The sequence below is a fragment of the Sphingobacterium sp. NPDC055346 genome, from assembly GCF_053645235.1.
On record NZ_JBSHMI010000001.1, the window covers coordinates 1,007,479 to 1,031,798 of the forward strand.

The window sequence follows — 24,320 nt, forward strand, 5'->3', positions numbered from 1 at the left end:
CCTTTATCTCAATATTATTTAAGATGAATAAGATTTTAAAATTATGCCTTCTATTATGTGTTGTTTTCTCGGTGCTGGGATGTGCCGAAGATAACAAACCTAGAAGGTTGGAGTTATTTTTTCTGGGTCATGATAGTAAACACCATGACTCGGAATTATTGGCCGACATCTTGTCAAAGGAGTATTTTGCTGATGGAATAAATATTACCTATTCCATCGATCCTGATGATTTGACCCGTCCAGACCTTAAAAAGTACGATGGTTTGATCTTGTATGCGAACCACGATACGATCAGTCCGGCGCAGGAGAAAGCACTGTTGGATTATGTAGCTTCTGGAAAGGGCTATATCAATATTCACTCGGCTTCTTACTGTTTTAGGAACTCTGATGATGTCGTAGCCTTAATTGGTGGTCAGTTCAAGAGCCATGGAGGAGGTTCTTTTGGCGCTGAAATCATCAAGCCTGATCATCCGGTGATGAAGGGGCTTTCGCCATTTGTGACTGAATGGGATGAAACCTATGTGCACCATCTCTTGGCCAAAGATATCGAAGTATTGATGGAACGTGTAGATAGCACGCACAGAGAGCCTTATACATGGGTTAAAGAGCATGGTAAGGGTAGGGTTTTCTATACGGCTTTTGGACATGATGAGCGCACATTCCGTAACCCGGGATTTCTGCAGTTGGTGAAGAATGGTATCCTTTGGGCTGTGGGTGATAAGCCTGTGGAGCGAATGAAGAAGTATGAAATCGCCAAACCGGAATATGAGGAAGCTCGGATGCCTAATTATGAGCGCAAAGATCCGCCACCACGCTATCAGCATCCATTAAGCCCGGAGCAATCGCAGACCTTGATACAGGTGCCTGTGGGATTCCGTCTGGAACTATTCGCCAGTGAACCTGACATTAAAAAGCCAATTGCGATGGATTGGGATGAACAGGGTAGGCTATGGGTCATCGAAACGGTGGACTATCCAAATACGGTGAGAAATGACAAGGGGGAAGGTGACGACCGGATTACCATCTGTGAGGATACGGACAATGATGGTAAAGCAGATAAATTCACGGTATTTGCTGAAGGGCTTAATATCCCGACTTCCTTTGTGTTTTCTGATGGCGGGATTATCGTAGCGCAGGCTCCGCACTTTTTGTTCCTAAAGGATACTGATGGGGACGGAAAGGCAGATGTGCGTAAGGTATTGATCGATGGATGGGGAACTTTTGATACCCATGCTGGTCCTTCCAACCTAAAATATGGTATGGATAACAAGATTTGGGGAACCGTTGGGTATTCTGGATTTGAAGGCAATATTGCTGGGAAAGCATACAAATTTGGATCTGGTGCCTATCGGTTTGGTCCGAAGGCTCAAGATCTGGAATTCCTTGGGAACACCTCGAATAACACTTGGGGCTTAGGATTCTCGGAAGATTTTGATGTATTCCTGTCCACCGCAAATAATGAGCACAGTAACTTTTTGGCTATCCCTGCTCATTATTATGAGAAAGCGAATCTGAATGAAAGGGGTATCGAGAAAATTGATGCTCACTACAAAATACATGAGTTAACCAAAGAACTGCGTCAAGTGGATGTATTCGGAGGTTTTACTGCCGCTGCTGGCCATAACCTCTATACAGCAAGGGCATTCCCTCAAGAATATTGGAATCGGGTTGCCTTTATTGCTGAGCCGACCGGACGCTTGATCCATAAACATATCCTGGAACCTTCGGGATCTGGATTTAAGGAAAAGGGAGATGGCTGGAATATGGTCGCGAGTTCTGATAACTGGTTTGGACCTGTAGAGGCTAAAGTAGGACCAGACGGAGCATTGTGGTTCTTGGATTGGTATAATTTTATTATCCAGCATAACCCAACCCCTCAAGGTTTTGAAAACGGACCTGGAAATGCCTATATCGATCCATTGAGAGATAGTTCTAAAGGACGTATCTATCGATTGGTGCATGAGGATGCGGCGAAGCAACGGAAATTTAAATTGGATGGAAAGAAAGGTCGTGACCTAGTTGATGCTTTGTCTAGCGACAATATGTTCTGGCGGACCACGGCTCAGCGTCTATTGGTTGAAGGGGGTGATAAGTCTGTTGCGGAAGACCTGCATAAGCTAATAAATGATAATGCTGTTGATGAAGTAAATGTCAATGGAGGTGCTATCCACGCAATCTGGACACTGCATGGTTTAGGTTTGTTGTCCGATGGACAGAGCCCTAGTGTTGCGGTTGTTCTCAAAGCACTTAAGCATCCAGCGGCTGGGGTAAGAAGGGCTGCGATTCAGACCTTGCCTAAAAACGCCAAGGTTATCGATGAGTTGATTTCCTCGGGAGCTGTGCAGGATAAGGATTTAAGAGTGCGATTGGCGGCTATTTTGGCCTTATCGGAAGCTCCGCCAAGTCCAAAAGTCGCTAAGGTGATTTTTGATGCGGTGCAGGATCCTGAAAACGAGAAGGACAAATGGCTGTTCCATGCCCTGATGATTGCAGGAAGTCTACATCAGCAAGCTTTTATGCATGAATATCATACTAAATTTGGCCACCCAGACTTTTCCAATGCGAATGGATCCTTAGGGGAGCGAATCATTGCCGGAAACAACATGAGCGTACTTTCGCTTAATACAGCGAGAGAAGGCATCATTGGTCCAAGGCAAATACCTGAAATAGCGAATCGAGAGATCCATTTTGTGGGGACTGTTCGTCAGAAGGATCAGAGGCCTTTGGATGGAGCCTTGCTGTCTTATGGCAATAAAAAAGATGGTTATGCTGTTTCTATCAAAGATGGAAGAGTGGAATTCAGGGTTAACCAGAAAGGAAATAAATCGATCATTCAATCTGAAAAGCTTTCGAAACCAACGTTTAAGGTGAGGACTTCCTTGCTAGCGGATGGAAAGATGCTGTTGTTCATCGATGAGGAGAAAGTGGCTGAGGGCAAAAGTTTAGGCCTGTTCCCTGAAAAGCAGGATGGTTTCCTACTGGTAGGAAGAGCTAGTGCCGCCAGGGTGTCGGATCAAGTTTTAAATGATAGTCCGGGTGATTTTGCGAAGGACTTTAAATTTACTGGAACTTTGGAGGACGGTCGACTTGTCGCCATGAATAAAGCGGATGCATCGGAAGGAAAAACAGTAGAAGCCGATAAGGTACTAAAGATTAAGGCTATCGTAGGGGAGATGAAATATGATATCACCAATTTTACTGCGAAAGCAGGGTCGAATCTGAAGATCATATTTGAGAACCCTGACCATATGCAGCATAATTTATTGATCCTGAAACCGGGAAGTCTGGACCGTGTTGGACAGGCGGCTGATAAGTTGGCTACCCAAAACAATGCGATAGAGCTTCAATATATTCCAAATACACCTGATGTGCTATTCAGCAGCTCTCTGGTTGATCCGGATGGCAGCTATGAATTGAATATCAAAGTGCCTTCGGAACCTGGAGATTATCCATTTGCCTGTACATTTCCAGGACACTGGCGAATAATGAACGGGGTCATGAAAGTGACTAAATAGATTAAAAGGGGAATAAGCTTGAGAAGTTTATTCCCCTTTTTAAAAAGAATAGGGCGACTCAATGAATTCGGCTTTTAGCTGAATTTTGTATTTTAGGTTTAAGGAAAGTCTTGTCGACGGCGATAAATGCCAGAGAAATATTTGCAGTATTTCTGACAGGATTGATATAAACCCTATTCAAAATTGAAGATGATGATGAAAAAAGAAGACATTCTAAAGCTTGAAAACCAACTTTATGAGGCGATGAAATCTGCTGATATTGAGGCTTTGGACAATCTATTGCACAATGATTTGCTTTTTATTATTCCAAGTGGAGAGGTCATCAACAAGGAGAAGGATTTGGAATCTTATCGAACGGGGAATTTAAAGATCATTGAACTTCAGCCTGATGTTGAACATCTAAATATTATAGATGATGTTGCCATTATTAACCTTAAGCTAAAGCTAAATGGAAGCTTCTCGGGAGATCCTTTTGAAGCTCAATTTAGATATATCCGCTTTTGGAAAGAATTTGAAGATGGAATCAAAGTGATTGGCGGGAGTGGTATTGCCATATAATTTTAATCGAAGGGAATTCTTATTCAGTTGGGACATAATCCAATGGCAGCATATAGGCTAATTTGGAATAGCTAACGGCATAACCACTCAATATCCAACTGGCAGTAGGAAAATAAGAGCCCTGTGGCTCAATAATAATTCCATCTGAATCCATGATGAATAGTTCTGAAACCTCACTGGCTGCTTTTTGCAAGATCTTATTCTTGGAACTTGAAAAGTCAGCAGGGTAAATGATATACAGATAATCTGTGTAATTGAGTTTCATCAGGCCCTTCTCCTTATCTTCCCCAACGATGATCTCATCGGGTTGCATAATCCCCATTAAATAGCTGATTTTCTCTGGTTGGATTCTCTGCTTCCGAATGGTATTTACCTGATCTTCTGTAAAGTCTGTTTGTGAGGCATAGAATAATTTCCAATTCCCTCTATATTTCTTCTGTATACTGTCTAGAATTGCATTATATTTTTGGATGGCTTCGGTTCGGACTTCGTTATCCTTTTTTACCAACTTTCTGACGATATAGCCATCTTTCTCCCATTCTTTATTGTATGTACTCCTGACAAACCTGTTCATTGATAATAAATAAGAAGTATTTCGGTTCTTTTTATACTTAGATCTTCCCTTTCCGATGTCCTTAAAGAAGGCATAACCTTCGAAAAGAAACATTTTGCTGCCAAAATCCATTCTAAATCCTCCTAGGTCATAGGTCAGCTCATAACCCAAGGCATCATTTCGGATCTTAAGGGGTTCCGTACAGATGGCTGTCAAAACATTCGCCTTTTTGTCAAATCGGAACTTTACAACCTCATGGTTCAGGATTTTACAATCGTCTGCAAAACCTCCTTGTCCTATTAAGTTCTCAGTAAAGAATTGCCCCCATTCCTTCCAACCATCTTTTAGGTAGTTGGTAACTACCACTTCTTCAATGGCGGTTGACTTTTCTTTGATCGCAATGATCAGATCCTGCTGCAAGGGAATTTGAATTTCCAAGACCCGCTTTTCAAATCCCATGTTGCTCACAACCAATTCCACATTTCTGGTAGGTGAATGGATGGTAAACAGGCCTTCTTTGTTCGAGCTGGTTCCCAATGAAGAATTATTGATGTAGATTGAAGCTCCTGCAATAGGGCTGCGGTCATCTGCATTAATGATCTTTCCCTTAATGGTATGTTGGGCCAACAGGTGCTGAGCAATGAAAATGGAAATGATAGTTAGGTAGATACGGATCATGTTACGACATTTTCGTAAATATACTAAAATGCAATATTAGATTTCATAGGGTTTTGATTATCTGTACGATGAATTGTATTTTTCAAATGGTTCTTTTCAAAATATCTTATATTTAACTATATGAAAAAGTCTGCTTTACTGATATTGCCTTTGCTGTTAGCGGTCAACTGCCTATTTGCACAGGTTCACTATTCCAACGATATTATTAAGACCGGGGCGGAACGTACCGAAAAGTATATTTCCAAGCTTCAGGGGAAAAGAATTGCTTTGATCGCGAACCAAACTTCTATTATTGGAGAGAAGCATTTATTGGATAGCCTAGTGGCTGCTGGGATTAATATCGTCAAGGTCTTTGGTCCCGAACATGGCTTCCGGGGGAATGCCAGCAATGGAACTTCTGTGGGAGATGAGGTTGATCAAGATACAGGGGTCAAGATTATTTCACTGTATGGGAAAAAGAAAAAGCCTTCAAAGGAAGATTTAGCTGATGTTGATATCCTGATTTATGACATTCAAGATGCTGGCTGCCGCTTTTATACCAACATCAATGTATTGCGGGATGTGATGCAGGCTGCAGCAGAAAACGGAAAGGAAATGTTGATCCTGGACCGACCGAATCCCAATGCCTACTTTATTGATGGCCCTGTTTTAGACATGAAGAATAAATCCGGAATAGGTCAGTTTCCAATACCTATCGTACATGGACTTACCGTTGCTGAATTTGCACTGATGGCAAATGGAGAGGGATGGTTGGGGAATGGCTTGAAATGTAAGCTTTCGGTGGTAGAAAACGCGAATTACAAGCATGGTCTAATGTATAGGTTGCCGGTTAATCCTTCGCCGAACCTTAATACACCTGAAAGCATTCTTTTATATCCGACAACCTGTCTTTTTGAAGGGGTATCTCTCAACCATGGCCGCGGGACCGATTTTCCATTTACTGTAGTAGGTGCGCCGATGTTCAAGGGAATTTACCAATTCAGTTATACACCCGTTTCTATGCCTGGAAGAGCAGAGAATCCGCTTTATCAAGATCAAGTATGCTATGGTCTTGACCTAAGAGGGACAGATTTTGAAGCGCTGGTTAAATCTAAAAAGATTAATCTAGCATGGATGATCGAGCTTTATGCTAAAAGCCCCAATAAACCTGCATTTTTTGAAAGGTTCCATCCCCAAATCGGTAACATCGATTACCTTGCTGGAGTGTCAGAATTTAAGGATCAGATCCGTGCCGGCATGACGGAGGAACAAATCCGTAAAACATGGCAACCTGGCATTGAAAAATATAAGAAAATGCGAAAAAAGTACTTGCTGTATAATTAATGGGCAAACCTATTTTTGATTACCTGTAATCCTAAAAACAACATCTTTTTCAATGAAATCTTCTTGATTAGCCGGGAAAGGATCGTTTTGAATACTCTCGACCGTAGATATTTTTATTCCTGCTATCTGGCTTTCTTCTGAGGCTTGCGTTAGGAAGAAGTGGTACTCCAATTCTAAAAAGCCTAAGTCAAGTGTTCTGAAACCTGTTTTGGCCAGGTCATAAGCTAATACGGCAGAAGTTGGACCTAAGGCTAGAATGATTAATTTATGGGTTCCGTATTCTTTCGCTGCGGATAAGATTTCATTATAGTGCTTAAAGGTATTGTTATTAGGACATTCAATTCTTTCCACACTTTTTGCATTGGAATAGAAGCCTTGGCTCTTTCCTAAATTGCTCCCTTTGCCTTCGATGATCAGTATATCCTGATCTTCCCAAAGCCTTTTCCAATGCGCAATTCTTTTTTCAATTACCTCTTTGTCTTTGTTCCTATCATCAAGATAGAACCTGCTGATCTGAGAATTGAGATACGTGTAATCCTTTCGAAGTAAGGATGAAATTTTGTAGAATAACTCGTGTAAATAATTTTGCCAAAAACCAATTGAAGAATCCGTCAGATTGCCCTTATCTAGCGAAACCAAGGTTCTAGGGACTGCTATTTTTAAGTTGTATTGATCGGTGTTTTTGTCCTTTAGAATTTCTACGAGCCTTTTTTTGAGCTCGGGATCTGCATCCTGATGTTTCAATGATATGTTCCTCGGACAAAGAAATTCTCCATTCAGCATCAAGGTAAATTCCCCATCTCCAAATCTAGATAATGAACATTTTGATTCAATCAAATAGTCTAAGCTCTCCTCAAAAGTCATGACTTTCAGCTTATTGTTCTGGAGTTCTTTGCCGGATCTGGAAACATTGAGTTTCCAATCTATTTTATTCAATAGTCTATGGAGGATGTTCATTTAATAATTAGTTTGGTTAATGTGATGTCGTAAATGTAATATAAAACATTTAGGAATAGAGATGGGACCTCCCAAACTATTGAATTTGTAAATGGATGTCTAAATTTTATTAAAAGATGTACTCGGCATTTCTAATGCTGTATGGAAATATATTATGGTGAAAGTTTATTAAATTATTATATCAACAAAGGATTATCCTGTATATTGCAGCCAAATCAACCCTAAAACCCAAAATGAAAAAAGTTGTCTATCCTATTCTATTTGCCTGTCTATTATTTTCTGGTTGTAAAACCAATTTATCCCAAAAAGGAAATACTGAATGGAAACCCCTATTCAATGGAAAGGACATAAACGATTGGTTTGTGAAGATCCATCACCATGAGGTCGGCGAGAATTTTGGGAACACCTTCCGTGTCGAGGATGGCATCCTCAAGATCAGGTATGACCAGTACGGAGATTTTAACGATCAGTTTGGACATCTTTATTACAAAACACCGTTTTCCTATTACCATTTGAAATTTGAATATAAGTTTGCTGGCGAACTCCAGCGTGGGGCACCGGAATATACCCTGTTAAATTCTGGTGTGATGTTCCATTCCCAAGATCCCCGAGGGATGCTAAAGGAACAAGACTGGCCTATTTCCGTCGAGATGCAATTGCTAGCCGGGCTTGGCGACGGTAAGCCTAGACCTACAGGTAACATGTGTTCTCCGGGAACCAATGTAGTCTACCAAGGTAAAATCGCTGAATCCCATTGCTTGAATTCGAGCTCTAAAACCTATGACAAAGACCAATGGGTCAAGGGAGAATTGATTGTCTATGGCGACTCCCTGATCCAGCATATCATTGAGGGCGATACGGTGTTGCAATACTCCAAACCGCAGATCGGTGGAGGAACTGCCAATGGATACGATCCGAAAATCAAGATCGACGGAAAACTATTGAGCAGTGGTTTTATCGCTTTGCAGAGTGAAGGTCAGCCTGTGGATTTCAGGAATATTTATATCAAAGATCTTTCGAAGTCCTTTTAATCGCATAGAGCGGAATGCCCGCGAGGCTCAATACTATGGTTCAAAGGACTTAAAATTTCCAAAAACTAAGCTGTTCTTATGCTATATGGTTTTCAATAATTGCATACCAAAACCCGGTAGATCTGGCGGAATTAATTTTCCGTCTTTTACCGCATAGGCCGTAAGGTCCATATCATCTGAACTGCTTGTTACCCCTTCAATGGTGACGGTATTTCCCAGACCACCAGCCAAATGCGCTGTATAATTGGTTTTCAGTAGTGAGCCCCAAGCATGTGGAGAGGCGAGGGTGCCCGTCTTTACCAGTTCAGGCATCATCCTTCTCCAATTTGTAAAGCCCAGACCTTCGATATCAGTCAACTGCACATCCAACAGCTTCTGTTCAAAGAGTTTCTGGAGGAAAGCTTGGTCTGGATCTGCTTCACCATCGGCCAACAAGGTATCCAACTTTTCCTGTTGGACGAATTCCCGAAGCTTTTTATAGTCTTCTACCGTTTCATGGAAAGGTTCTTCAATCCAGAAAAGTTTAATCCCAGCAATCCCTTTCAAATATTGGATAAACTCATCACTTGTAAAGCCATTGTTCCCATCGACCAGGATCTCACAATCTGGAAAAGCTGCAGCAACGGCTTTGGTGACCTCGATATCCCTTTGCATACCTTCGGCTTTGGGCATCCATTTATTTCCACGTCCTATTTTTAACTTAAACTGTCTGTATCCCACACCATAATCGAAAAGACACTCTTCCAGAATCTTGTCAATTCCTGCAGGTTTATCCTTTGGCTCTAGATCGTCAAAATAGATCATACCACTGTAATACTTGGTGGTAAATGGATCTTTCTTGCCCAGTAACGCGTATACAGGTTTCTGTAAAATGACACCGGCCAGATCATGCAGGGCCATGTCGAAAGCGATGTGTTTTTCAGAAAGTGTCCCAGCTTTTGGGGTAAAGAGCTCCGATATTTTTCTGCCAACCAACTCTGGGATCAACTGCTCGGCATCTTTTTTTGAACCCCTAAGGGATGCCCAACCCATTGCTCCTTGATCCGTCCTCAAACAGCAGATGTCTAGTTCAGGGCCATGACCATGTAGATCTAATCTGGCATTTTTTCCAACCAGTCTTGGATAGTTTAGTTTTACTTTGGAAAATACGATACTATCAATTTTATGTTCGGCAAGTTCCCTTTCGTCTGCTGCCAATTCGAATAGATCCGCCAAAGGATTTCCATATCCATTGGAATTTAAGAGTAGGGAAGAGGCAAAGCCAATTCCTAAGGAGTTGATAAAGGTTCTTCTTTTCATAGGTTTATTGTGGTAAGTTGATTGTACAAAATTACAACAAAAATCATTCCCTTATGTTTGTTTATTAGTGATTTAGCTTAGGTTATCTGCTCTGCAATTGCTCGAGCAACTCATCCAGATTCCCTAGACTTGCCGACATGCCTTCCTTAAATCCATGGCTTACCATATATTCCAAGACCTCCAGACTGCCATATTCTGCCGTCACGCTCACAAAAGTATTTCCATCCAATTCCTCAAAAACATTTTCACAGTTTGTTCTTGGGAAATCAGGGCTGATATTTCCATTTTCGTCGCTGAAGCCCCTTAATTCAACAATCTTTTTTAGCGGATCGATTTCAACATAGTCATATCGGCTCCAGTGCTTCTCCCCGTTTGGACCTACCATGGCATAATGCCAATGTCCGCCTTGGCGAAAGTCCATGGATTTGGTCTCTGCTTTCCAGGGTTTCGGAGCAACCCATTGCTCCAAAAATTGAGGATCTGTCCATGCCTGCCAAACTAAAGCGACCTCCGCATCAAATTCACGTCTGATACGAATGGTTTTGTTTTCCTTGTCTACGGAAAACTCAAACAGTAAGTTCTTTTTCATGATTTCTGCTTTTTCATGTTGTCTAATAAATCATCTAATTGATTGAATTTGCTTTCCCAGATCTGTCGGAACTGCTCCAGCCACTGATCTATTTCCTGCATCTTCTCCAGTTCCAGTTGATAATAGATTTCTCGGCCTTTTTGTTCTTGTTTGACCAATTCACATTCCGTCAGTATCCTTAAATGCTTTGATACAGCCTGTCTGGAGCTGTGAAAATGTTCTGCTATAGCATTTGGAGTCATCGCTTGAACCGCAATTAATGCGATAATGGCCCGCCTGGTCGGATCTGCTATCGCCTGAAAAATATCTCTTCTCGTTTCCATTGTGCAACTATATGGTTTCAAATATAAATGCAATCATTTGGTTTCACAAGCATTTTGGATAATTTCTTCTGTCTATTTTTATAAATTTGATCCCATGGATGATCTTCTGCAAGATATCCGGCAAACCTTAATGGATAATGCCGATAGAACTACCTCAGATACCATGGCTCGTTTTTTTAAAGAAGGAGAAGGAGCCAAGCGCTATGGTGTGCCCATTGAAATCGCAAGGAAAATCGGCAAGGAGGTTTTCCGGGAAATCAAGAAGGAGCCAAAGCAGGAGATCTTTTCCCTATGTAACGAGCTTTGGAAATCCAAGATCTTTGAGGAAGCTTATATTGCTTGTATCATCAGCAAATCCATCCGTAAGCAATACGAAGCGAAAGACATGGAAATCTATGAAAACTGGGTCAATCTATATGTCAACAATTGGTCGGATTGCGATACGCTTTGCTGTACGACCATTGGTTATAATCTGATTCAATTTCCAGAAAATGTAAAAGTGCTGAAGACCTGGGCCAAATCCAAAAATCGCTGGACCAAGCGTGCCGCTGCGGTTAGTTTGGTGGTACCGGGAAAAAAGGGCTATTACTTGGCTGATGTTTTCCAGATAGCCGATATCCTCATGATGGATCCAGACGATATGGTGCAAAAAGGCTATGGCTGGATGTTGAAAGAAACCAGCAAAGCCTATGAAAAGGAGGTTTTCGACTATGTTATGAAGCACAAGGCAAGGATGCCATGGACAGCCCTGCGATATGCCATTGAGAAAATGCCGGATGACCTTAAAGCCGAGGCCATGAAAAAGCCATAGTTCTTTTACTGTTCTTGCATCAATGAAAATGGTCTTGCCTCTTTACTGGTCCCTCTGCTTTTATTTGGGGTACCGCTCATCTGAAAGACAATTTCGCCGCCCTTATTGATGTCATCAAAACTGATATAGTTTTTATCCAATGCTTTGCCATTCAGTTCCGCCGATTGGATGTAGACATTCTCCGCATTGTTGTTCTTTGCTTGGATAACAAAAGTTTTTCCGTTCTCTAAGCTGATGGTTGCCTTTTCAAATACAGGGCTCCCGATCACATATTGGTCCGTTCCCGGACAGACGCTATAGATTCCTAAGGCACTCAGGACGTACCAAGAAGACATCTGTCCTTGATCTTCATCGCCCGGATAGCCCTTTTCAGTGGCGTTGTACAATTGCTTGCAGACCATGCGCACCTGTTTTTGTGCCTTCCACGGTTCACCACTAAAGTTGTAGAGGTAGGGGACATGTTGGGTAGGTTGGTTTCCATGTGCATATTGCCCCATCTTTGCCAAAAGCATCTCTCGCATTTCATGGATTTCCTGCTTGTAACTGCCGTATTTTATACTTTGATCCATCGTGAAAAATGAATCCAACTTGGCATTGAATCTCTCTTGGCCTCCAATCATACCGATTAAATCCTCAATGTTGTGCAAGACCGACCAGGTATATTGCCAAGCGTTTGCCTCTGTGAATGGACCGCCCCATTCAACGGGGTCAAAATCTGGCCGCCATTCTCCATTTGCTAGTCTGCCCCGAACAAAGTTGACCTTTGGATCAAATACATTTCGGTAATTGTACATCTGTCGTCCAAACACATTTTCGTAGAAAGTATTCCCGGTCAACTTGGCCAATTGATAGGCACAAAAATCATCATAAGCATATTCCAAGGTTTTTGCGGTGCTTTCATGGATGTCGCCATAAGGGATATAGCCTAGTGTATAATACTCTTTCCAGCCTTCTCTTCCATTGGATCCCCCATAAAAGCCTTTGTTGGTGGTTTCATGATAATAGGCACTCAGGGCGGAATCGGGGTCAAAGGTCCGGACGCCTTTCACCCAAGCATCGGTCAGTAGGGAGATGGCATGGTTCCCGATCATAACGCCAGACATGCCCGGATTGGACCAAGTAGGGTAAAAACCAGCCTGTTGCTGAGCGTCCAGTAAGGATTGCATATACCTGCCCTGCATTTGCTGATGCAGGATGTTGCTCAATGGAAACTGTGCCCTGAAGGTATCCCAAAAGCCATTGTCGGTATACATATAGCCAGAATGGATCTTGCCATCATATGGACTGTAATAATAAGGATTGCCCTTGGCATCTATTTCATAGAACTTTCTAGAGAATAGGTTTGCGCGAAACAGGCAGGAATAGAAAGTTGCTCTATCCTCTTCCGTTCCCCCTTCCACCAAAACCCGATTCAAAAGCTCATTCCAAATCTCAAATCCCTTTTTCTTGGTAACTTCTAAATTCTTATGATCGGCTAATTCCTGTTTAAAATTGAGTTCGGCCTGCTCTGGACTGATATAGGAGGAAGCCATCTTGACCTCCACTTTGGAACCCGGCTTAAATTCTAAATATGCACCTACGCCTTTACCTAGGTCTTCCTTGTTGTTCGCCTTGATGCTTCCTTTCTCGTTCTCCCAGGTGCCGTAGGATTTAAAATCTTGATTGAACTCAAGTACAAAATAACTCTTAAAGTTTTCCGGTACTATCCTTCCATTGTTCACATAGCCAATTATTTTCCTTTCTTCCGGTATGATCTTGATCTCACAGTCTTTGGTATAGCCATCAAATACCAAGTTTGCTTTTCCATTCTTGGGAAAACTGAAGCGCATATGTGCCCCCCGTTCCACCGGACTGATCTCTGTCCGTATGCCATTGTCAAATTTTACGGAATAATAATGTGGCTTGGCAATCTCATTTGCATGTGAAAACTTCAATGCGCGCTGATCTTCATTGACGGTCAATTCCCCAATTCCCGGCATCAGAGAAAAAACCGCATAGTCGTTCATCCAGGGTGAACATTGATGCACCTGCTGGAACCCACGGATTTTATCGGCTTGGTATTGATATTTCCAGCCATCGCCATTTTTCCCGGTCTGCGCAGAAAAGAAATGCACAGCAAAGGGAAGTCCAATGGTGGGATAAGTGTTCCCGTAAGAGAGGGCATATTCAGAATGTGTCCCTTGTAGGGTATTGACGTATTTTACTAAGTCTGGTTTTTGAGCCAAAAGAGAAGCCCCTTGCACCAATAAAATAAAGAGGGATATCAAGGATTTAAGCTGCATAAGGTTTAGAATTGCTGATTAATAGTTGATTAAAAATAATCATTTTTGGAATGGAAGGAGCGTAGAACAATGAAAATTATTGTTTTTGGAAGAGGGGATGAGCCCTTGCGGGCAATGTTATTAAGTTAGGGGTCTATTTTTTATTTTTTTATTCAGAGGTGTTTGTCATACCGAATCGTTAGATGAGGAAAGTATTTTCTTTTGTTTTATGCCGGTAAAGAAGATTAATTGAAAAATATTCTACCCCTTCCACCGGTTTTTCAAAATTTCAATTCCTTATTGACCAAGGCTCCTGTTTATGGAGCCCTTCCGTCACTAAAACCCTATTAAGGTCTCATACGACTTCGTCAAGGAATCTCTCGGGCTATCGATATAAAAAGTCAATCTTACTTTCTGGTTATCCAAAAAATCAATCACCGAAAATCCTTGTCTATTATAGCCATATTTCAAGGGTTCCCTTTGATGTATATCCGATTGTTTCGACCCAGAACCACTGACCACCTGTCGGATTTTATCCTGCTCAATGTACTGTAGTCCATGGTCATGACCTGCGACAAACAGCACCTTTGGATGATCTGCGGTGGCATCTGTAACCCTGTTGGTCAAATCTTGGTATATAGGGTGTTTGAGATCCTCCGCAAATTTTATTACATGCGTACGTAAAAGGGGATATAGCGAACCGATACCGGGAAGAGGGATATAGAGAGAGGACTTCACATCAGTAAGTGGAAAGATATGGTCTTTCCAATTGTAGATCAAGCTGTGGTCACCAAAGGATACCATGGGGTGATGCGAAATCATGAGCACCGTTTTATCCTTGTTTTCTGCCAAGATCTTCTTGATATCTGCAATGAACTGATCCTTTTCAGGTGATACATCTCGGTTATGGTGAGGGAAGAGCCAGAATTCACTGTCATACAATACAGCTATGGAATTGGGGTTAAGGTTCAGTACTGTTGGACCTATTTTTCCGGCTTGAGGCAGATACTTCAGCCCTGGGTCGCCATAGTTGTTCAGAAAATCCGCCTGTGCTTTTATTTTTTCTAGGCCCTCTTTGCCAGAACGGTCCCAATCATGGTTTCCAGCTAAGAAATAGACCGGAACCTGTAGATTTCTAAAGCCTTCAAATTGGGATTTTAGGATTTCCTGTGTTTCTTCTTTTTTCTTGCCGTTAAGAGCCATGCCGGTCGGGTATATATTATCACCGATGAAAAAGGCCTTGGTCTTGTTTGGGATTTGCAGGCCATTGGCATTCTTGATCAGGAAGCTCTGTTTGCTGTTGATTTCTCCAGCATCTCCAAAAATGATCAATCGTTGTTCGATTTCCTGCGAAAAAGAGAATTGGACAAAGAACATACTGGCAATTAAGAGTAGTTTTCTCATGATTATTTCATGTTGATCTGATAGATAAATGCGTTTTCAGCTTTTCCTTTTTCACTGCTGATAAACAATTGGCCCAGATTGTTGAAGCTGATACCTTCGGGTTGTTCCAACTGTTTCTTTTTGAAATGTTGGATTTCTTTAGCTTGGAAATTCTCGTCTAGCACCAATAACAGGCGATCCACTGAAGAAAGGAGGTACCACTCCTCCGAAGAATTTCGTTTGGTTAAAGAAGAAGGTTTCAAGGTGTCTTTAACTTTAGGGTCTAGATTGGCAATATTGTTCAAGTCAAGGCTAAACTGGTTTTTTAGACTCAGATCCCCTTGGCCCAGGACGTTAAGCACATAACCGGTCAGGCTCGCATTTCCTCTATCGGTTTTACATGATTTGCAGATTACGACCAAGGAGTTGTTTTTTTGGTCATAAGCCATGGATTCGTATTCCCCCTTTTCCAATTTTCCTTTGAAAGTAGCAACCTTTCCTTGGTCTACATCCATGCTGATGGGAAAACTATGGATATCGCCATTGCTTTCCAGGACATAGAAGTATTTTCCATCTGTAGTGATCTCTTCATAATCGCCTGAAGGGCCAAATTCAAATTGAGAACTGATACTGCCGTTCTTGAGGTCATAGGTGAAGACAATACCTTCTTCATCTTGTACGACATAGGCTATGTCCTGGCTGTTCGAAAGAAAGGCCATGCCTGATATCTCATTCAATTCATTGGGTAGGGTATAAGTCTTTTTTGCATAGAGCTCAGCCGTATTGGATCTAGATAAATCTTCTTCGGTACCAGTGTTCTGACCAGTTTGCATCTGGCAGGACATCAAGGCGGATAGCAATAGCAAAACGGGTAATGTTCTATATTTCATTGTTGTTTCGTGCGAATATTGATCTATTTCGCAAATTAAGCTACGGAAAATTTGAAAAAGCTGAGTCATCAATCGATAATATTTATCTGGGTTAGGGAAAAATGACGGATTTGCTTTGGGCTATAATATTGACCCCATTCGAGGCACAATACGAATCTACCGAACGTGTCCCGAATATGGGGAAACTAATTCTCGGTAAATCTTTGTCAAGATAATAGCGCTAAGAGCTGGAATTAAGCTGAAACAGGGCAGTAAAGGAGAATATAATATCCCATTGGAAACAATCAAGGGCCGCCTTTTCTTGACGGTCCGGATATTTGAGGTTTTTTGACGGTCTCTTCGATTTCCACCCGATTTCCGTCTTTGTCCGATTATACCTCGATTCCATAGTCTAAGATCAATTCGGATTCTTCTTGGTTATCATCCCCCTTGGAATGGTCCACGATGTTATCACCTTTGTTTTGCGAACTGGTATGTGTCGTTTTGCTTGGTAATAAGTCACTATCTACTTTGTCATTTCGGTAGAGGAAACTGTGAATACTGTAATGGCTAGTAGGAACGATAATCCCACTAATGGTTTTTCATAGATCTTTTTTTTCATAGATATTGTATTTAGTCTTCGATTCCGCCTGGCCTATTTCTTTGCTGAATATATCCACTGCGATGCAAATCGGTGGCCTTAATATCCTTCAATTCCAGTCATTTTGAAGGCAAACGGACTTACAGAGCATCGAGAAGCCAGAAATTGAGCTATAGAGCGGGTTTTGGGGATTTAGTCCATCGCTCTTGCCATTTAGCAAATAGAGGCTGCCTGGGATGGGCAACCTCTATATTTTGGTACATTAGTAAGTCTTATTTTTCCCACCATACCTTAGTGTGGAAGGTATCGCCGCCCATTTGTTGGACTGCTTTGGCATAGTTGTCCGGATTAAATCGGCGAACTTCATTTTTATACATAAAGCGGGTTGGCATTACGCCATCGTGCAGCATGAATTCAGTTTTTGGGAGTTTTGGAAATCCTGTTCGACGGTATTCAAACCATTGTTGGTAATCCACCATAAACAGCGAAAGGTATTTCTGCAGCATGATCCTTTCCAGGGTTCCATCGAATGCTGCTGCTGGATTGTCGAAATAATTCGCTGGCAATGCGCCACCATATTGCTCGATAGAGGCCTTTACCCCTTTTTCATAAGCCGATTTCGCCTCTGCAGTCAATCCCAAGGCATTATAGGTTTCCGCTTTGATGAATTCCACTTCTGCATAGGTCATGATCAATTCCTTGATCGGAGTGCCTACCGCTTCCGGATACATCAAGTCTCCATTCGGGGTGCTTGGGCTATAAGTGATGGAAGAAAGATCACCAGAGTGACCTGCGGGAATTCCTTTATAACCGATGGGGACAATTTTACCATCAACCAGTTCCGTTGCCTGGGTCATGATGAATGGTCTCCTAGGGTCTTCTAAGGTATTCAAGTTATCGACAAAGAAAGAGGCCATCGCTGTAAAGTTCACGTAATCTTGGCGCCTCCCCCAAGCGTAATCATATGGAGAAAGACCTGTGATGCTCAAGATAGCTGCATCTTCATTGGAAGTGAAGATAGGGTATTTTTCAGGATCATCTAAAATAGTCTTGATCTTGGCATATACATTAGCGCGTTTGGAGGTTCTTAAGATATAGCGCAATAGCATGGAATTGTTGAACTTGCGCCATTTGTCCTTTTTATTATTGTACAACAGGTCATTTCCATTCATTTCTGATGGATCCGTGTACTGTATGTTCGCTTTTTCTAGAGCAGCAATCATATCGGTATAGATCTTTTCCTGTGTGTCGAATACCGGTTGATCTACACCGTCCTCGGCTTTCATAGCTTCAGAAAGAGGTACATCCCCAAAACTATCGGTCAAGATACCTGCGATATAGGCTTTCAATGTCGTTGCCACCGCTTCGTATACCGGTAGTTTTGTATTGCCATTGATGGCTGCGCTTTCCATTTCACGGATATTCCTTAGGTACCTATAGCAATTGTTCCATGTTCCATCACCTGATTGTTCGGTGAAGTAATAGCGGTGAATACCATTGGCAGCACTAGGGTTTGCTAGTCCATCTTGCATGATTTCCCAAGTGAAGTCATTGCTCCTGACCGTAAAATAAGTGGCCATTCCATATACCGTGGGGGTTACCAATGTTCCGGGAGCAACAAACTCCAGTTTGTTGGGATTGTTATTGATTTCGTCAAAGTCTTTCGTACATCCTGTCAATCCTGCGGAAAGAACAAGAGCGATAAGGATATTTTTATAGTTGATTTTCATTGTTTTTCAGCTTAGAAGTTTACTTTCAAATTCATTCCAAAGGTTTTTGTACTTGGCATCTGGCCCATCTCTACGCCCGGCATAATGGTTGCGCCATTTAATGCTGCGGTTTCAGGATCGTACATCGGGAAGTCGGTGATCATGAATAGATCACGACCGAAGAATGCGATTGAAGCGTTGTTCATTTTCCACTTTGAAACCAGAGACTTTGGCAATGCGTACTCAAACCTCACTTCACGAAGCTTTAGGTAGGAAGCATCAAAGCTGTTGGTTTCTACGTTGGCCCTTCTGTAGTAATCACCATAATAGGTATTGATCGCTACTTCTTTGGTATTTGGACTGAAAGAACCATCTGCATTTTGGATGACCCCTTCGCCAACAATTTTCCCGGTTTCACGACCGCGTAGCGTGTGTTCCAATTTACCTTGCTCCGACATCTTGTGATGCGTTTGCGAATAAACGATACCACCGTACTGACCATCGATCAAGGCGCTCAAAGTAAAGTTCTTGTACCTGAATTCATTGTGGAATCCACCTCTCCAATCTGCATAGGCATTCCCGATCTTCACTTTGTCAGCAGGACGTACCGGCAAACCGGTCTTAGCATCATAGATCACTTGTCCTTGGTCATTGCGCACTAATCCGTAGCCCCATAGGTCACCTGTAGAACCACCTACGGTCGCTATGATCTCCGCTGCTCCCGATCCACTGGATGCGATTACCTGTTGCGGTGTTTCAACACCTTCGCTCAGTTCTAAGATCTCGTTGTTGTTCTTAGCCCAGTTGGCTGTAACATTCCATTGGAAGTTTTCATTCCTCACTGGCGTTCCGGTCAAGCTGACTTCCCAACCTTTGTTCTGGATCAGGCCACCATTGATCACTTCAGAGCTGAAACCAGTAGTGACGTCACGTGGAACGATCAGGATTTGGTTTCTCGAGCGGTTGAAATAATAGTTCACGTCAGCAGTCAAGCGATTGTTGAAGAAAGCAACATTTACCCCTGCTTCTGTAGAGGTCGAGATCTCCGGTTTCAGGTCTGCATTATGCAATAGTGATGGTGCTTCTGCTGAACCGGGGAAAATGGAGTTGTTGAAATACTTGATGGTTTGGTATGGATCGGCATCATTACCGACCTGGGCCCAAGATAGGCGAAGTTTGGCAAAGGAGATCTGGCTTGGCATTTCCATCATCTCACTCAGTACAAAACTACTGCTCACTGATGGGTAGAAGTAAGAACGGCTGCTGTTTGGCAGGGTAGAAGACCAGTCATTTCTAGCGGTCACATCGACAAAGATCATGTCTCGCCAGCCTAGGTTTACCATTCCGAACACACTCTGGATCTCTTTCTGCGTCGCTGTATTTTCAGCAACAGGAGTCGTCAAGGCATTCGCTAATTTGTACACCCCGGGGGAAGTCAATCCTCTGGCCACACCTATATCTTCCTTGATGTCACGTTTCATGATGTTACCACCAAGGGATGCACGGATATTGAAATCTTCATTGATCTGATCATTATATGAAAGCAATGCGTCGGTATTGGATTCCATGTAGAACAGATCCTGTTGTTTATAATATCCTTTCGGAAAATTGGCGGTATCCCATGGACGACGCTGTTCCCTGATATCCGAACGCATGGAAAGACCCGAACGGAGCATGATTTCCCATTTTGGGTTGAAGGTATAAACCCCCTGTAACATACCATCGATTCCATGGCTCTTTAAGCTATTGGTCATTTCATAGGCAATGACAAATGGATTTTCTATATAGGAGCTGAATGGATGGATCTGTTCGATATCCTCTCTGTCCTTTTTCCACATCGGTCTGTACCAATCTAGGCTGATGCTAGGGTTTTGGAAAATCATGAAATAGCCAATGGATTGGTTGTTATAACCTGTTCCTGGAAGGTTATCACTGCCTTTGTTTGTATAATTGGCTTTCATGTTTATCTTCAGCTTATCACTTAGTTTTGCAGCTGAATTGATAGAGGCCACCAATCTCTCAAAACCGGTATTAGGCATGATCCATGAGTTTTTGGTATGGGTCAATGAAGCTCTTGAGGTGAAGTTTTCATTTCCGCCATCGAATGAAACACTATTCATGTAGGTTTCTCCGACGTTGAAGAAATCTTTTACACCGCCTTTATATGGAACCCATGGCGTTCTGCTGGTGCCGCCCATTTCGGTGCTTGGGTCATATTGAAAATATTCCTGACCGTCGAATTTTGGTCCGAAGGCACTGGAGGTTGATCCCGTGTTCTTTCCGTCTTCTGTCAATCCGTATGAATAGTATTGTTCACCTGCAGCATTACGCTCCAAGTTTCCTTGTCCATATTCATATTGGAATGCAGGCCATTTCAGGACTGATTGGAAGCTGGTATTGGAGTTAATGGAAATACCGATTCCTTTTTTGCTATTTCTTCCTGATTTGGTGGTGATGATCAATGCCCCGTTACCGGCACGGCTACCGTACAATGCGGTAGCGGCAGCACCCTTCAATACCGAGATGGATTCGATGTCATCGGGGTTGATATCGCCCAGGCCATTTCCAAAGTCGATAGGAATATCTTTATCTGCACCACTGGAGCCTGCGCCGTAAGCATCCGTTACACCCGAACTGAAGCGTCCAGTCACCATCGGTATACCATCCACCACGATCAGCGCTTCGTTTTTGCCCGGATCTAAGGAACGGTCCCCTCTTAAATTAATTCTTGCAGTATTTAAAGGGCCTGAACTCGCTTGTGTGATGTTCAATCCGGCAACCTTTCCTTTCATTGCGTCTACCCAGTTGCTTGGGGTAGCTTCGGTCATTTGCTCAGCAGTTACCTTACTGACTGCATAACCCAAGGATTTTTCCTCTCTCTTTATCCCTAAAGCAGTTACTACCACTTCTTGGATGGATTCATCAGAAGGAGTCATGTTGATTCGAACTGATTTTGAATCGCTGTTCCATTGTTGGCTATGCGTCTGGAAACCTAAGCTTTGGAAGCTGACCGGTTTTCCTGCATCCACCTGAATGGAAAATTCTCCATTTTGATTACTGGTTCCTATTGCTTTCCCATCAGCAATAATGGTTACACCACTGATCGCTGTATTGCTGCTCTGATCGTAGATGATACCTGAAACTGAAATTTTCTGTTGTTTGTTCCATTCAGCTGTTGCTGCTGTTGAATGGAAGGAATAGGACATTGCTGGTGAAAAACCAAGTCCGAGTAGGAGTAAGAAAGTACATGAGGTTCGTTTAGAACTTCGATGAAAAGGAGTAAATACTTTTTTCATATTTTTTTCGATGTTAGATGTCGAGGAATCATGGGTTCTTCCTCGGATGGTCAAAATTAATTAGGCTATGTTAACGTAATGTTACGCCATGGTTAACAATTAATAAATCAATAACTGTGAAAAATGTTTTTTATTCCAATTCATTTAATTTTTAGGGGTATTCGGTAAGTAGGTTTACGCTGATATAAAATAAATGTTAAAGGGAATTGCTGTTTATTTGAATGCCGGGAGCAATAACGGACAATAAAATGAAGGCTATTTCACTGTTTATCGCCTGTTAAGCGAAAGGAGATATACATGCTGTTTTTGATGGGACTATCAAAGACAGTAATTGTTGGACAAGAATGTTTGGTTCTCGCTAAGGGATGTGTCTTTTAGAAAATGCAATAGGGAAAATAAAGAGGGGAGGTTCAAAACAACGGAGCTGATCAGGATAGGACTTGATCAGCTCCATTGTTTAATTACAATAATCGCGCTACTATCTTATTATAGATTCTTTTTAGAATCGGTTTTTTCCTTTTAGATTCATCATAATTATCCCAAGCCATAGAGTCTTCGCTTGAATTTTTTCTTTTGACGAAGATGGAATTGTGGCCATCTTTGAAAGCGACAGCTTCAGCCTCAGGTCTTCCATAAGAATAAAAATATAAAGCCAATGATTTCCGGCTCATGTGCTCAGGGCAATTCAAAGGATTTGGTAGGCCATGGTAAGATACCGAAGTGGTAGAAAACATGGCAATGGAATTGAAATTCGGAGCAAACTTATCCACACAACCGTTCATCTCTTCATCCCAAAGTTCAAAATGACCCCCATATTCATCTTTCCAATCTTTATTTAAGTAAACAATTAAGTTTACACGACGGTCAAGACCATTGATAGGGTGCTTGTTGAAATCGGCATGTACCTTTAACAAACCACCACGCTTGGTTTCATGAAGTCCCGCTCCAGAGAAATAAGGGTCTCCAAATAGGGTTTCATCAATACTGGTTACTTCCTTAACAAAATTCAAAAAAGGTTCTGAATTCAAGAAATGCATCAACAGTTTGGTTTTGGGACCAAAAAGTTCTTCTCCGTTTCCAGCTAATTTTTTCTGTAATGGATCATTATAGACAATATTGTTGCCTTTGGAAAGGTCTGGGAATTCTTCTAATACCTCAGTTAAAAAATCTGGATTGAAGAAATTGTCAAATGAAATAGAAGGGAATGGGTTAGCATTCTTGTACTTGGCCTTATGCTTCCTAGCATAATCCATAAGATCTTGATTGTGGGAATTAAGATAAGGATTCATCGTAGTAATTGTAATAAAGGCGGTTAGCCAATTAAGTTAATAATGATTTGATAATGTAAAGTTCGATAATATTATTTCTTCCGATTGTGATATAGCTATACTAAACTTAGAAATGTCGATTTTTTACTACATCGGGCGCAGGATAAAATTAACCGAAGTTTAAATTTTGTCGGAAATCGTGAAATAGTTGACTTTTGGCTATAGTTGTCTATCGTTTAGGTAGTTTATTTTAAATAAAAACATTTGTTGTCACAAACTGTTATTACACAAATTATAAACTTTTAAAACATCAAATATGAAAGGAAATTGGATCATTAAATTTCGTCCAATGGCAGTTTTAATGCTGTTGTTTGTGTCTCTTCAAACTTGGGCACAGGACAAAGGGTTAGATATCAATGTGGATATCGACAAAGGAGATGAAGGTATGTTTTCAAAGCCTTGGGTGTGGGTAGTTGGAGGGGCGGTCTTTATTTTGCTATTGGTTGCCTTGTTGAGAGGTGGCGGAAAGAAATAAGCATAAACGGTAATAGACAAAGGCCTCCAAAGTTGGGGGCCTTTGTTTTTATGAATTAACTTATAAACAGTTCGTGATTTCCCATCCGAAAGATGAATTTACTTTTCTAGTCCTTTCCGTTGGGTTTTGATCCATTGCATTTTCATGCTGTGATTGGTTGGTCCGTTCACCTATAGCCTGAAAATAGATCAAGGTTTTGGAACCCATGCGTTCTAGGCTGCTCTGAAAGTTAAAGGATTGTGCCTGCGATGCCGTCAAAAGAAATGAACCCATCAAAATAAAAACATTCAATCCTTTTCTGTGATTTATTTTTCTCATTGTATTTCTCCTCCATTGTACTCGCTAAACCAAAGATGAAGGAAAGATCCACGCCTATCAAATAAAGGGTTTGTGGAATTATATATAATGAGGAGCAATAGCGTTGAATTGCTGTTTAAATTATATAAATTGAATAGAAAGGGAAGCCAGAAGGCCGTTTGATGGCTTTTTTATTTTAATGCTGTAACCGATACGATCCTGACTCCATTGAAAGGAACGTCTTCATAAGGTTTTAATTTTATCCCTACCAAGGAGATTATTCCCTTATTGTCCGTTTCAAAGATGGCTTCGCTATCTTTGGTTGGAACCAACCAGGTGTCTTTTGATTTTTGATAGATTTGGTCGATGGTCATCGTAAGTTTGAGAAAGTATAGTTTGAGATCAATCGACAAAATATTATTTTGTTGGTCTATATGTTGATCCAGCCGAGAGAGGGAACAAGA

Annotated in this window: 19 protein-coding genes; 6 read left to right on the plus strand and 13 right to left on the minus strand. The window is 41.7% G+C overall.

The genetic code is table 11. The annotated features are described in order from the left end of the window. Window positions 1-23 precede the first annotated feature (23 nt). Together ACWICE_RS04295 and ACWICE_RS04300 are read left to right on the plus strand one after the other, a co-directional pair. Window positions 24-3,515 carry a PVC-type heme-binding CxxCH protein gene (locus ACWICE_RS04295; protein ID WP_312697106.1) on the plus strand — a complete coding sequence of 1,164 codons (3,492 nt, stop codon included), beginning with the start codon at window positions 24-26 and terminating at the stop codon, window positions 3,513-3,515. 189 nt (window positions 3,516-3,704) lie between these two features. Further along, on the plus strand, window positions 3,705-4,073 hold the full coding sequence (locus ACWICE_RS04300) for a nuclear transport factor 2 family protein (protein WP_093099768.1): 369 nt from the start codon (window positions 3,705-3,707) through the stop codon (window positions 4,071-4,073). Between the two features lie 19 nt (window positions 4,074-4,092). On the opposite strand, the gene ACWICE_RS04305 is transcribed toward ACWICE_RS04300, so the two are convergent. Beyond that, on the minus strand, window positions 4,093-5,304 hold the full coding sequence (locus ACWICE_RS04305) for a carboxypeptidase-like regulatory domain-containing protein (protein WP_093099766.1): 1,212 nt from the start codon (window positions 5,302-5,304) through the stop codon (window positions 4,093-4,095). 120 nt (window positions 5,305-5,424) lie between these two features. Between ACWICE_RS04305 and ACWICE_RS04310 the strand changes: the two genes are divergently transcribed. Beyond that, the gene (locus tag ACWICE_RS04310; protein WP_454297716.1) at window positions 5,425-6,627 is read left to right on the plus strand and encodes an exo-beta-N-acetylmuramidase NamZ family protein; all 1,203 of its coding nucleotides are present in this window, start codon (window positions 5,425-5,427) and stop codon (window positions 6,625-6,627) included. Window positions 6,628-6,636: 9 nt separating this feature from the next. Here ACWICE_RS04310 and ACWICE_RS04315 read toward each other — a convergent pair whose 3' ends face one another. Next, window positions 6,637-7,584 carry a GT-D fold domain-containing glycosyltransferase gene (locus tag ACWICE_RS04315; protein ID WP_093099763.1) on the minus strand — a complete coding sequence of 316 codons (948 nt, stop codon included), beginning with the start codon at window positions 7,582-7,584 and terminating at the stop codon, window positions 6,637-6,639. A 233-nt stretch (window positions 7,585-7,817) separates the two neighbouring features. On the opposite strand from ACWICE_RS04315, the gene ACWICE_RS04320 reads away from it, so the two are divergent. Then, entirely contained in the window at window positions 7,818-8,615 is a 798-nt protein-coding gene (locus ACWICE_RS04320) for a 3-keto-disaccharide hydrolase (protein ID WP_093099762.1), read from the plus strand. Between the two features lie 81 nt (window positions 8,616-8,696). Here ACWICE_RS04320 and ACWICE_RS04325 read toward each other — a convergent pair whose 3' ends face one another. From ACWICE_RS04325 to ACWICE_RS04335, 3 genes are all read right to left on the minus strand, one after another. Beyond that, entirely contained in the window at window positions 8,697-9,914 is a 1,218-nt protein-coding gene (locus tag ACWICE_RS04325; RefSeq protein WP_093099760.1) for an enolase C-terminal domain-like protein, read from the minus strand. 82 nt (window positions 9,915-9,996) lie between these two features. Beyond that, window positions 9,997-10,503: an SRPBCC family protein gene (locus ACWICE_RS04330; protein WP_093099759.1), complete on the minus strand. Its 507-nt coding sequence runs from the start codon at window positions 10,501-10,503 to the stop codon at window positions 9,997-9,999. After that, window positions 10,500-10,826, minus strand: coding sequence for an ArsR/SmtB family transcription factor (locus ACWICE_RS04335; RefSeq protein WP_093099757.1), 327 nt, complete (start codon window positions 10,824-10,826; stop codon window positions 10,500-10,502). Before ACWICE_RS04335 ends, ACWICE_RS04330 begins: the two co-directional genes overlap by 4 nt. Before the next feature lie 94 nt (window positions 10,827-10,920). Here ACWICE_RS04335 and ACWICE_RS04340 point away from each other — a divergent pair, with 94 nt between their 5' ends. Beyond that, window positions 10,921-11,637 (plus strand): DNA alkylation repair protein, encoded by a 717-nt coding sequence (locus tag ACWICE_RS04340; protein ID WP_093099756.1) that lies wholly within the window; start codon window positions 10,921-10,923, stop codon window positions 11,635-11,637. A 5-nt stretch (window positions 11,638-11,642) separates the two neighbouring features. Here ACWICE_RS04340 and ACWICE_RS04345 read toward each other — a convergent pair whose 3' ends face one another. From ACWICE_RS04345 to ACWICE_RS04370, 6 genes are all read right to left on the minus strand, one after another. Then, on the minus strand, window positions 11,643-13,919 hold the full coding sequence (locus ACWICE_RS04345; protein WP_454297717.1) for a GH92 family glycosyl hydrolase: 2,277 nt from the start codon (window positions 13,917-13,919) through the stop codon (window positions 11,643-11,645). 315 nt (window positions 13,920-14,234) lie between these two features. Next, window positions 14,235-15,302, minus strand: a complete 1,068-nt coding sequence (locus tag ACWICE_RS04350; RefSeq protein WP_093099753.1) for a metallophosphoesterase — start codon at window positions 15,300-15,302, stop codon at window positions 14,235-14,237. A gap of 2 nt (window positions 15,303-15,304) precedes the next feature. Next, window positions 15,305-16,171: an SdiA-regulated domain-containing protein gene (locus tag ACWICE_RS04355; RefSeq protein WP_157739588.1), complete on the minus strand. Its 867-nt coding sequence runs from the start codon at window positions 16,169-16,171 to the stop codon at window positions 15,305-15,307. A gap of 852 nt (window positions 16,172-17,023) precedes the next feature. Continuing rightward, a complete protein-coding gene (locus ACWICE_RS04360; RefSeq protein ID WP_093099750.1) occupies window positions 17,024-18,481 on the minus strand; it encodes a SusD/RagB family nutrient-binding outer membrane lipoprotein in 1,458 nt (485 codons plus the stop codon). A gap of 11 nt (window positions 18,482-18,492) precedes the next feature. Continuing rightward, entirely contained in the window at window positions 18,493-21,756 is a 3,264-nt protein-coding gene (locus ACWICE_RS04365) for a SusC/RagA family TonB-linked outer membrane protein (protein WP_454297718.1), read from the minus strand. 461 nt (window positions 21,757-22,217) lie between these two features. After that, a complete protein-coding gene (locus ACWICE_RS04370) occupies window positions 22,218-23,009 on the minus strand; it encodes a 2OG-Fe(II) oxygenase (RefSeq protein WP_185212675.1) in 792 nt (263 codons plus the stop codon). 364 nt (window positions 23,010-23,373) lie between these two features. Between ACWICE_RS04370 and ACWICE_RS04375 the strand changes: the two genes are divergently transcribed. After that, on the plus strand, window positions 23,374-23,559 hold the full coding sequence (locus tag ACWICE_RS04375; RefSeq protein WP_313261586.1) for a hypothetical protein: 186 nt from the start codon (window positions 23,374-23,376) through the stop codon (window positions 23,557-23,559). Window positions 23,560-23,619: 60 nt separating this feature from the next. Here ACWICE_RS04375 and ACWICE_RS04380 read toward each other — a convergent pair whose 3' ends face one another. Together ACWICE_RS04380 and ACWICE_RS04385 are read right to left on the minus strand one after the other, a co-directional pair. After that, on the minus strand, window positions 23,620-23,877 hold the full coding sequence (locus tag ACWICE_RS04380; RefSeq protein ID WP_454297719.1) for a hypothetical protein: 258 nt from the start codon (window positions 23,875-23,877) through the stop codon (window positions 23,620-23,622). Between the two features lie 170 nt (window positions 23,878-24,047). Beyond that, window positions 24,048-24,320, minus strand: a 273-nt coding sequence (locus ACWICE_RS04385) for a hypothetical protein (RefSeq protein ID WP_454297720.1), incomplete at its 5' end; no start/stop codon positions are given.